This is a genomic window from Magnetospirillum sp. 15-1, from assembly GCF_900184795.1.
In the GTDB taxonomy this organism is placed as follows: Bacteria; Pseudomonadota; Alphaproteobacteria; order Rhodospirillales; family Magnetospirillaceae; genus Phaeospirillum.
Map to the genome: position 1 here is coordinate 148,750 of NZ_FXXN01000018.1, position 10,224 is coordinate 158,973.

The window sequence follows — 10,224 nt, forward strand, 5'->3', positions numbered from 1 at the left end:
CCTCCTTGGCTCAGGTCGAGGACAGGCAGTTGGTGACGTTCCATCCGTACAGCCACGCCATGGCGTCATAGAACTGTTCGGGCCGGCGCCCCGTCCACAGGTCGTTGCGCACCAGCCGCTCGACACCCTTGGCGTGGTAGATGCGCCCCATCTCGCGCGCCGCCAGGACCACCCGGGCGGTGCGCACCACCCGCGAGCGCTGATAGAGCGCGAAGGCCTTGGCGATATCGTCGCCGGTGCTCCGCAGGGCTTCGCCCAGGGTCACCGCATCCTCCAGCGCCATGCACGCGCCTTGCGCCAGATATTGCAGCATGGATGGGCCGCGTCACCCAACAGGGTGATCCGGCCGAACGACCACTGCCCGATGGGCTCGCGGTCGGCGGTGGCCCAGCGCTTCCAGCTCTTGGGCAGGTCGATCAGCCGCCGCGCCCGCGGGCAGGTGTCGGTGTAGTAGGACACCACCTCCTCCCGGCTGCCTTCGGTGACGCCCCATTCCTCGGCATTGCGGCTGTGGAAGGTCACCACCACGTTGTACTGCTCGCCGCCGCGCAAGGGATAATGGACCAGATGGTAGTTGGGGCCGACCCAGATGCTGGCGGCGTTCCATTGCAGGTCTTCGGGAAAGTCCTTCCTGTCCACCACGGCGCGATAGACCACGTGGCCGGAGACGCGCGGCGGGTCGCCGACCAGCTGCTGGCGGACCACCGAGCGGACGCCGTCGGCGGCGATCAGCGCCACGCCGCGATGGGCCTTGCCGTGCTGGTCATAGACGGTGACGCCGTCGGCATCCTGCTCGACCTTTTCCACCCGGGTCGAGGTGAGAAAGCGGACGCGCCCGGTCGCCTGAGCGCCTTCCAGCAGCGACAGATGCACGTCGGCGCGGTGGATCACCGCATAGGGATTGCCGAAGCGCTGGCGGAACGCCTCGCCGGTGGGGACACGGGCCACCAGGCTCTCGTCCAGGGCATCGTGCATCACCATCTCGTCGGTGAACACCGAGCGGCGGCGGGCGGCCTCGCCCACCCCCAGGGCGTCAAAGGCGTGGAAGGCGTTGGGGCCAAGCTGGATGCCGGCGCCGATCTCGCCGATCTCGGCGGCCTGTTCCAGAACCTCGACCGAGAATCCCCGGCGTACCAGGGCCAGGGCCGCCGCCAGTCCACCGATGCCGCCGCCGGCGACGATCACCGAATCCTGCTTGCTCATGTGCATATCCTCCCTCGCCGCTCTACTCGGGCTGGCCGATATCCAGGGAAACCTCGCCGATCCCCTCGATATGACCCGTGATGCGATCGCCGGGCCGGACTGCCCCGACCCCGTCCGGAGTGCCGGTGTAGATCAGGTCGCCGGGTTGCAGGTGGTAGAATTTCGACAGGTCGGCCAGCAGTTCGGGGATGCTCCAGATCAGCTGGGAGAGGTCGGCCGACTGGCGAGACTGGCCATTGACCGCCAGGGTGATCGCCCCCCGGGACAGCACGCCGAGGGCGCCGATGGGTACGACCTCGCCACAAACCGCCGAACGTTCGAAATCCTTGCCCAGATCCCAGGGCCGCCCCTGCTCGCGCGCCACCAGTTGCAGGTCGCGCCGCGTCATGTCGAGACCGGCGGCATAGCCGTGGATCAAGGAAGCGGCCTCGGCTTCGGAAACCCGGAAACCGGGCGCGCCGATGGCCACCACCAACTCCATCTCGTGGTGATAGTTGTCGGTGCCGCAGGGATAGGGCACCGTCGCCCCCGATTCCACCAGGGTCGAGGCCGATTTGGTGAAGTAGAAGGGGCGGGCGTTGGCCTTGTCCACCGGCACCCCCATCTCGAGGGCATGGGCGTGGTAGTTGCGCCCGACGCAGAAGATGCGGTTGACCGGATAGCGTGCCTCCGTGCCACGAACCGGCAGCGAGACAACGGGCGGCGGGGGCCAGAGATAGTCGGGATGAGCCATGGCGGTTGTTCCTTCGGTCAGGAGCGGGTTTCGTAGAGGCCGAGCTTCTTGTGCAGCGGCGTCTCGTCGGCCAGGAAGAGGAAGGCGGGCCGGTCACCCGAGCGGTTGTGCAGTGTCACCGGCACATAACCGGGGGCGCAGCAGGTATCGGCGGGCGCCAGCCGGAAGCGCTGGTCCTCCACCAGGATTTCGCTCTCGCCCTCGATCTGGTGAAACACCATGGCCGGGGAGCGGGCCGGCAGCGTCAGGCTTTCGCCGGGGCGCAGCATCAAGGCCGAGAAGCCGAGGATGTTCTGGCAATCGGCGCCGGTTTCCGGGTTGACGTAGGCCACCTGCACCACCTCCACCCTGGGCTCGGCGGCGGCCAGCGCCTCGAGGGCGGCGCGCGCCTCCGACCAGGGATAACGCAGCATGGGGTAAGGCTGGGCGGTCCGGCCGAACACCGGCGAGGGAACGATGCCGCCGCTCCGGTAGGCGCGCTCGGCGCCTTGGCGGGTGACGGCCTGGGCCTTACCCTCGGTGACATAGGAGGCCTCGAGGTAATAGACCAGCGGCAGGTCGAGAACATCGAGCCACACCACCGGCTGGTCGCCGTCATGCCCGTGCTCGTGCCACAGGCCGGTGGGGGTAAGGATCAGGTCGCCCCGGCTCATGGGGCACTTCTCGCCGTCCACCGTGGTATAGGCGCCCTCGCCCTCGACGATCATGCGCACCGCGTTGGGGGTGTGGCGATGGGACGGCGCCCATTCCCCGGGCAGCAGCAATTGCATGCCCAGATAGATGGAGGCGCTGGCCTGCATCCTGTCCAGACCGTGGCCGGGATTGGCCAGCACCAGGACGCGGCGCTCGGCCTTCTCGATGGGCGTCAGCTCCCCGGCCCGCATCAGCAGCGGGCGCAACGCGGCATAGGACCAGCAGATCGGCCGGGTGCGCCGGCTCGGTGCGCCGGGCGGCAGGACGCTGCGCAAACTGGGCCACAGCGGCACCAGATTCTGAGCGGTGAGATCCTCCCGGTAGCTTTCCGGCAGGTCGGCGAGTCGACCGAGCTCTTGCATCTGTTTCCCTCTCACGATGATCGGGGAGACGACACGCCGGTGATCGGGGCGGTCGCCAACCTGTGGTGACGCCCCGATTGTACCCACAGGGGGGCTATTCCATACAGGCATTTTATAATATATATAAAATTCGAATTTAGAATAATATGGCTGCGATGAACATCTCCGACACCCGTCTGCTGAGCGTCTTCGACGAGATCTACAAGACCCGCAGCGTCAGCCGCGCCGCCGAGGCGCTCGGCCTGGGCCAGCCGGCGGTGAGCATCGCCCTGGGCAAACTGCGCCAGCATTTTAGCGATCCGCTGTTCGTCCGCACCAGCGGCGGCATGGACCCGACTCCGCTGGCCGAGGAATTATGGGGGCCGATCCGGACGGCGCTCGACGCCCTGGGCGAGGCGCTGGGGCGTCGCAGCGCCTTTGACGCCACCTCCTCGGAACGCCGCTTTCGCATCTGCATGACCGATATCAGCCAGATGGTAATCCTGCCCCGGCTTTGGAGCCCGTTGCGTGCCACCGCCCCCAGTGTCCGTATCGAGGCGCTGCCGCTGGCCAGTGCAGGCCAGACGGCCCAATTGCTGGAAAGCGGCGCCGCCGATCTGGCCATCGGCTTCATGCCCCATCTGGATGCCGGCTTCTATCAGCAGGTGCTGTTCCGCCAGCATTACGTCGTCCTGGCCAGCGCCGACCACGCCCGGGTTCGCTCCGGCCTCGATCTCGAGCAGTTCCAGACCGAGGAGCATGTGGCCTTCACCACCGCCGGCACCGGCCACCAGATCATCGACCAGGAACTGGCCCGCCAGGGCATCCATCGGCGGGTGGCGCTCACCATCCCCAACTTCGTCGGGGCCGCCTTCGCCATCGAGCGCACCAACCTGCTGATGATCATTCCCCGGCGCCTGGGGGAATTGCTGCGCGGCCGCGGTGAATTCAGTATCTTTCCACTGCCGTTCCCCATGCCGGATTATGCCGTCAAACAGTACTGGCACGAACGCTATCACCACGATCCCGGCAGCCGCTGGCTGCGGACGCTGATTTCCCATGTGGTGGCGGAAGAATCCGCTGACGGATACACCTCTTGATCGACCAATAATTTAATTGCCGAGACACACGGCCATCGGGCCGCATGTCTCGAACAAGAGCCCACGCACCCGGCGGGGACATGAATCGTCAGAGAATTGACATCCCCCCTTCCGCACATGACGATGGATACGAGGAGACGGCCCTATACGAGGGCCGACCTTGCACAGCCCCGAGGCGCCAAGAGTCGGTTGATGAGCGTCGGAACCCGCTTTCCGACAGAAGAAATTTGGGGTCCAGGGCCGCCGGGCCGAAACAATGAACTCAATGCTTCCGGCATGGGAGCAAGTTTCTCTGCTACTTGGTCGTGATGAAAGGATATCGGCCTTTCGTCCGAGCCGCGTAACGTCGGAGTAGGGCATGATTCATCTTATCAAGTTGGCAGTCGGCTGCGACGGCATCGACGCCTTGAAGACATTCCAGGCGGCTCGGTTAGCCGCCTTCGGCCACGTCTTCCACCTGACCCGCGCAGTTCCCAAGCGCGCCGACGAACTGACCGAGGACGGCTCGATCTATTGGGTCATCAAGGGGTTCATCACCGCCCGCCAGCGGGTACTGGACGTGCAGAGAGACTGGGATGAGGAAGGACGGCCGCGCTGCCGCCTGATCCTGGATGCGGAGGTGATCAGCGTGGAGTCACGCGCCATGAAGCCGTTCCAGGGCTGGCGCTACCTGCCCCCCGATTCCGCCCCACGTGACCGCCGCCCGGGCGAACAGGAACCACCTCCCGAAATGGCCGCCGAACTGCGGGCGCTGGGGCTGATCTGACTGCCCACCGCCCCTACCGCCGGCTCAAGAATTTCGAAAGACTGTCGCGGGGGGTAATCCCCCCGTTTTTAACGGGGTTCTAGGCCGTAGACTCATTACGCGGCGCACCAGATGCGCAGGGCGACGAGTTTAACGGCGGCGAGGAAATTCCGGGGGTCTTTGTCATAGCGGGTGGCGATCCCCCGGAACTGCTTGATCCTGTTGAAGAAGCGTTCGACCAGATTGCGCTGGCGATAGACCCAGGCGGAAAAGGCGAAGGCGTCCTTGCGGTTGGACCTGACCGGGATGTTGGCCCAGGTCTTGTTCTTCTCGGCCAAGGCTCGGATGGCGTTGCTGTCATAACCCTTGTCGGCCAGCAGGGTGGAGCCATCGCTCAAGGCTCCATCAAGCAATGCCTCTGCCTCGACGCTGTCGTGGACTTGGCCTGCGGTCAGACGCAAGGTGACGGGACGACCTTCCGCATCGACGAGCGCGTGGATCTTGCTGGTGAGGCCCCCACGGGAACGTCCCATGCCGCCATTGTCGAGAGCCCCTTTTTTTCCGTGCCCCCGTGCTGGTGAACGCGGACACAGGTCGAGTCGATCATGATGATGTCACCATCGTAAGCCTTGGAGATTTCCTCCAGAAGCTGGTCCCAGGGGCGCCGCCGTCATGGCTGGCGGCGGTGCAGCGGGCGGCGCGACGGCGGGCACCGGCCCGGCCGGGTCGTCGGCTGGCGGCCAGCAACACGTCGTCGTCGAATTGATCCTGCCGGCCGGTATGCGCGCCGAGATGCGCGGCACGTCTCCCGGCGTGGCGGTGATGGTCGCGCTATCAGGCGGCCCAGGGGCTGACCAGCTACGGCGCCGACTGGCCCGTCATCGCCCCCACGACGACCATGCGGGCGCAGTCCGCCGCCAATCAGGGCGCCATGGTAGCGCTGGTGCGCGGACTGGCCACGGTAGAAGCCGCCAGGGCCTCGGCGGATATCCCCTTCGTGGTCTATGACGACGCCGTGGCCGTACGCGACCAGGTCGCCGCTGGTCTGGACCAACGCATGATGACCGCGCCCGATGCTACCTATCAGGCCCTGTCCACCTTGCGGGCGGCCAGTGTCCGCGACATCACCACGCGGGGCGCTGACTTGTCGCGCCTGTCTGACATCACCAACGACGCCGACACCCCGGCCCTGGTCCTGGCCCATCGCCTGTGGGGCGATGCCGCGAAGGACACCGTCGTGCTGGAACGTAACCCGACAATCCGCCATCCCGGTTTCATCCCCGGCGGCATGATCCTGAGGGTGCCGACCAATGGCTGATCCGGAAAACCGCGTCACCCTGTGGGTGGATGGCCAGCAACATGAGGGGTGGTCAACCGCCGCCGTGGCGTTGAACCTGGACCACATCGCCGGTGACTTCAGCCTGACCCTGACCGAGGAATATCTGGCGGGCGGTCAACTGCGGCGCCAGCCGGTAAGGGCCGGGCAGGCGTGCCGGTTGCACGACCTGCGCCGCACGGCAGCTACGCGCATGGCCGAACTCGGAGTTCCGGTCGAGCATATCGCCCGCGTGCTGAACCACGCCCCGCGAGGCGTTACGGCTACGGTGTACGACAAGCACACATACGTGCCGGAAAAACGGCGGGCACTGGATACCTGGGCGAACTACCTGGAAAGTCTGGTAACGCCCCAGGACGGCGAGAGCAACATTGTGCCGCTCAGGGGATAGGGGGCCGATCAGGAATAGCCCGGTTCTTCAGACATGAGCCGGGCTATATCTCGCGCTCCATGAAGGACGCGAACAACGGTTATGCCGAAGCTATCGGGCTGGTAAAAAATGACATAATTGCCAAGAGGAAAGCTACGAATGCCCGCCCCATAATCTTCATGCTCCCGCCCAATAAGGGGAGCGGAAGCGATGGTTTGGCATTTTTCCTTTATGCTGGCAACAAAGCTCACCGACACCGGCTTGTTATGCTTTGCTATATGGGCGCCAATCTTGGCAATATCGCTGATTGCTGGCTTCGAATAGGTGACGCGAGGCATAGCTACTCGGCAGCCTCGTCATCCATCAACCGTGCAATTTCGGCGTATGCCTCGTCCTCGTCGTAGACCTCGCCTGCCGCGATGGCCGCAAGACCTTCCTGAATTTTGGCGCGGGTCTCCAAAAAGTCGGCGGCATCCTCAACCGAAAGTTTTTGGATATGGACGGCATACACAGCCCCGGCCTCGCTGCCTTTGAGCGCGGCGGAAAGCTCGGGAGGCAGCTTGTCCCCCTGCATCGCCAATGTCGCGCTGTTCCGCATGCCAAAAGCCTCCTCGCATTGCTCCGAACATCTTACACGGAGCGAGCCACCGATTTCCACACCCCCATTTGAGCGGGCCACAGCGGCATATATCCGGAAGGGAATGCCTCCCTGATACGCCAATAAAATATATCATACAACATTACGTGCAAAAAATTGTCAACAAAACCAACTTTCATTTGGCCGCGCAATTGGCATCGCAAACCCAATATTAATAAACGCATTACATAACGCACATTATATAATGCGCCCTATTTCCAGACAAATCATTGTGCAAATATTTTTTTGACATCATAACTATTATTAATAATATATAAAGCAACATATATCTTAAAATTACGACCATGACTGCAAATAAAATCACTCTCAAATTAGTGGCAACATCAATATTTATTGCAATTGGAATCGCCATCATTTTGTTCTCAATAATTGGGCGTTGGCCCAGAAATTCTCCAAACAACACAACGTTCAATTGCGCATCAATTAAGCCCAAAAACGCATTTTTAAGGGCATGAGCAGCGTCACGTAAAAATCAACCCCGGCAGACGATAAACTCGGCCTATCCCTGCTATTTTGTGTGCGCACCGGGATACGGATACGATGGAGCCACTTGCGTGCCAGCTAAAGAATGCAGGAAGTGACTTCTTGAGATTACCATATGAACAGGAAAGACGCTTCAGACATGGTCGTGCATGAATTTATGAGCAACAACGGTTCGGGATGGGGTAGCGCAGCCAGAAAANCTGCAACTGAAGCCATACGAATTGCAATTCATCCATGACGTGGCTATGAGGTTACTATCAGCGGAAAGAAGCAGATGCGCTCTGCGCAAAATGATGGCGAGTTCCAAGCCTGCCGGAATGGAAAACGATGTGCAGAACCATATCTTGAGAATTGTGCGCCGACGAAATGGTCAAACTACGAAATAATATCATTGTTCAAACACTAAAGCTGCCGCCAGCATGATTTATAGATAGATACAATCTATCATACACAGCCCAATCAAATCAGTCCGCATACTGAAGCTCAGATTCATATTCAGAATCATCTTCGTACAATTTAACCATATTCAGAAATTACGTCATGTTCACTTGAGATGTTTCAGACAAAACAAGTAGATTTAGCATCAGATTGATCAAAAATTAATTAAATTGCACTGTTACGCTATTAAAATCAATACCAGTCAACTGACTTATCTTCCCAGCATAAGCGGGATCACTTTGCAATAGATGCATTGTATTTACAATTGCCTCGTCGCGGCTATCAATCCTTGACTGCGTTCCTCGGGATATATCGATAGCAAGGGAGATGGCATCACTTAGCTGCCCCAGGAGAGGAACAGTATCGGATAAGAGGTTGATTGCTGAGGCTACAGCAGCCAATTTATCAGCCCTTTCGTTCGACGTTGACGCAGCAACTGCGGAATTTATTGCATCACTTAGGTCTCTAATTTTTAGGGTATCTGTTCCGGCGTTATCTGCGACCCCATTTCCAACAGCCTCGATAATCGCATCACGAAATTTTCCAACAATTAAATTCTTAATAGCGTCTGTTGCTGAGGCCGAAAAAGCATCAAGGACCTTGAGTTGGGCCGACTCATCGATTTTATGGAATGTGTCTAAAGCTTCATTTATTGAATTTGAAACTATAAGGGAGTTTACGATATTTGTCATATCGCGCTGCTGCGAATCAGATAACTTTACCGTATCACCAGTTACAATTGTGTCTAGATATCTATTTGCGTTAACAACAGCCTCCTCGCGCTGAACCCTATCCTTTGCCTCCTTAAGTTTTTCTGAGTCATTTATCTTTCCAATAATATTCTGATTATTCCCGTCGCGCCCTAGCGCTGGGCCATTATTTTCGCCGCTCGTTGTCCCATTTCCAGACGTTTCCTTGCCGGTTTGGTTGCCAAAGAGGTTCTCACCAAGGACAGGGAAGGGGTTAGGCCGTAAACTCATAAACAGGCTTCCCCTTCGTCGCGCGTCGTGATTCAACGATTCCCTCTGGCACGGAGGGCATTGATGGCACGGCGGCGGTACGAGTTGACGGATCACGAATGGTCGATCATCGAGCCCTTGCTTCCGAACAAGCCTCGCGGCGTGCCTCGGGTTGATGACCGTCGGGTCCTGAACGGTATCCTGTGGCGGTTCCGCACGGGCTCGCCTTGGGCGGAAGTTCCCGAGCGCTACGGCCCATCGACCACCTGCTACAACCGGTTCGTCCGCTGGCGCAAGGCGGGCGTCTGGGACCGGCTTCTGGAGGAAATCTCCAAGGCTTACGATGGCGACATCATCATGATCGACTCGACCTGTGTCCGCGTTCACCAACACGGGGCCACGGGAAAAAAGGGGCTCTCGACGATGGCAGCATGGGGGATATTATGAGCATTTTTGAAATCGAAAACGAGATCACCAGCCTTGCCGATATTGCCTATTGGACTCTTACTCTGGCTCATGCAAAGACATCACGCGAAAAGTTTCCATCATACCAAAAAGCAGCGCGACCATCTCAAGAGAGATATCTATTGATATTAAGTACACCCTAACGAAGAACCTACGAACCAAAGTATATTGAAGAGAAAGGAGATCCAATTTATGTAAAAAGAAACATACGCACTTAACGCTGGAAACTCATATTCCGCAACAGACTCGGTAACATTTAAATGCGTAGCAACGTCACTTAGATACAAAGTGTTCGGGCGCATCAATCGCGTCAACACTAGATAGAAGAATAAACCCCAAATGGGGGACAGCACTACACTAACAAACTATCGGATTTGACCTTGATGTTACAGCAGTAAGATGACAGCGATGCCGCTAGGAATTCCAATTTTACTGGCACTCATTATAGCATCAAGCCCTGCTGAGTGCGGCTCCATAACCCCGTAGAAGATGCTCCCATTGCAGCCCGCGATCGCGATGAGCCCGCCTGGGCTCATCGCGATCGCGGGCTGCAATGGGAGCATCTTCTAGGGTTATGGAGCCGCACTCAGCAGGGCTTGATGCTATAATGAGTGCCAGTAAAATTGGAATTCCTAGCGGCATCGCTGTCATCTTACTGCTGTAACATCAAGGTCAAATCCGATATTTGTTAGTGTAGTGC

At 59.3% G+C, this 10,224-nt stretch carries 11 protein-coding genes and 2 pseudogenes; 5 read left to right on the forward strand and 8 right to left on the reverse strand.

Translation table 11 applies throughout. From position 1 onward, the window contains the following. Nucleotides 1-10 precede the first annotated feature (10 nt). The 4 genes from CP958_RS26620 to CP958_RS04905 are packed head-to-tail and all read right to left on the reverse strand — an operon-like array spanning nt 11 to nt 2,991. Complete coding sequence (locus tag CP958_RS26620) at nt 11-283, reverse strand: hypothetical protein (protein ID WP_197706349.1); 273 nt, start codon at nt 281-283, stop codon at nt 11-13. Continuing rightward, nucleotides 262-1,203 (reverse strand): 3-hydroxybenzoate 6-monooxygenase, encoded by a 942-nt coding sequence (locus CP958_RS04895; RefSeq protein ID WP_197706350.1) that lies wholly within the window; start codon nt 1,201-1,203, stop codon nt 262-264. Before CP958_RS04895 ends, CP958_RS26620 begins: the two co-directional genes overlap by 22 nt. Before the next feature lie 22 nt (nt 1,204-1,225). Continuing rightward, on the reverse strand, nt 1,226-1,936 hold the full coding sequence (locus CP958_RS04900; RefSeq protein WP_096700871.1) for a fumarylacetoacetate hydrolase family protein: 711 nt from the start codon (nt 1,934-1,936) through the stop codon (nt 1,226-1,228). A gap of 17 nt (nt 1,937-1,953) precedes the next feature. After that, entirely contained in the window at nt 1,954-2,991 is a 1,038-nt protein-coding gene (locus CP958_RS04905; protein WP_096700872.1) for a cupin domain-containing protein, read from the reverse strand. Between the two features lie 155 nt (nt 2,992-3,146). Between CP958_RS04905 and CP958_RS04910 the strand changes: the two genes are divergently transcribed. Next, a complete protein-coding gene (locus tag CP958_RS04910; RefSeq protein WP_096700873.1) occupies nt 3,147-4,070 on the forward strand; it encodes a LysR family transcriptional regulator in 924 nt (307 codons plus the stop codon). Between the two features lie 358 nt (nt 4,071-4,428). Further along, a complete protein-coding gene (locus CP958_RS04915) occupies nt 4,429-4,836 on the forward strand; it encodes a DUF1489 domain-containing protein (RefSeq protein ID WP_096700874.1) in 408 nt (135 codons plus the stop codon). A 95-nt stretch (nt 4,837-4,931) separates the two neighbouring features. On the opposite strand, the pseudogene CP958_RS04920 reads toward CP958_RS04915, so the two are convergent. Continuing rightward, nucleotides 4,932-5,473 (reverse strand): annotated as a pseudogene (locus tag CP958_RS04920) (IS5 family transposase); the annotation flags it as partial. Nucleotides 5,474-5,713: 240 nt separating this feature from the next. Between CP958_RS04920 and CP958_RS04925 the strand changes: the two are divergent. Next, nucleotides 5,714-6,133: a hypothetical protein gene (locus CP958_RS04925; RefSeq protein WP_096700875.1), complete on the forward strand. Its 420-nt coding sequence runs from the start codon at nt 5,714-5,716 to the stop codon at nt 6,131-6,133. Further along, nucleotides 6,126-6,542 (forward strand): phage baseplate assembly protein, encoded by a 417-nt coding sequence (locus CP958_RS04930; RefSeq protein WP_096700876.1) that lies wholly within the window; start codon nt 6,126-6,128, stop codon nt 6,540-6,542. Before CP958_RS04925 ends, CP958_RS04930 begins: the two co-directional genes overlap by 8 nt. Before the next feature lie 8 nt (nt 6,543-6,550). Here the strand turns inward: CP958_RS04930 and CP958_RS04935 are convergent, their stop codons facing one another. The 3 genes from CP958_RS04935 to CP958_RS25745 form a co-directional block, all read right to left on the reverse strand. Continuing rightward, nucleotides 6,551-6,859, reverse strand: coding sequence for a type II toxin-antitoxin system RelE/ParE family toxin (locus CP958_RS04935; protein ID WP_096700877.1), 309 nt, complete (start codon nt 6,857-6,859; stop codon nt 6,551-6,553). Between the two features lie 2 nt (nt 6,860-6,861). After that, the gene (locus CP958_RS04940; protein ID WP_096700878.1) at nt 6,862-7,119 is read right to left on the reverse strand and encodes a hypothetical protein; all 258 of its coding nucleotides are present in this window, start codon (nt 7,117-7,119) and stop codon (nt 6,862-6,864) included. Nucleotides 7,120-8,261: 1,142 nt separating this feature from the next. Then, on the reverse strand, nt 8,262-9,080 hold the full coding sequence (locus CP958_RS25745) for a hypothetical protein (RefSeq protein WP_141400414.1): 819 nt from the start codon (nt 9,078-9,080) through the stop codon (nt 8,262-8,264). Nucleotides 9,081-9,143: 63 nt separating this feature from the next. Here CP958_RS25745 and CP958_RS04945 point away from each other — a divergent pair. After that, nucleotides 9,144-9,496, forward strand: a pseudogene (locus tag CP958_RS04945) (IS5 family transposase); the annotation flags it as partial. Between the last annotated feature and the right edge of the window lie 728 nt (nt 9,497-10,224).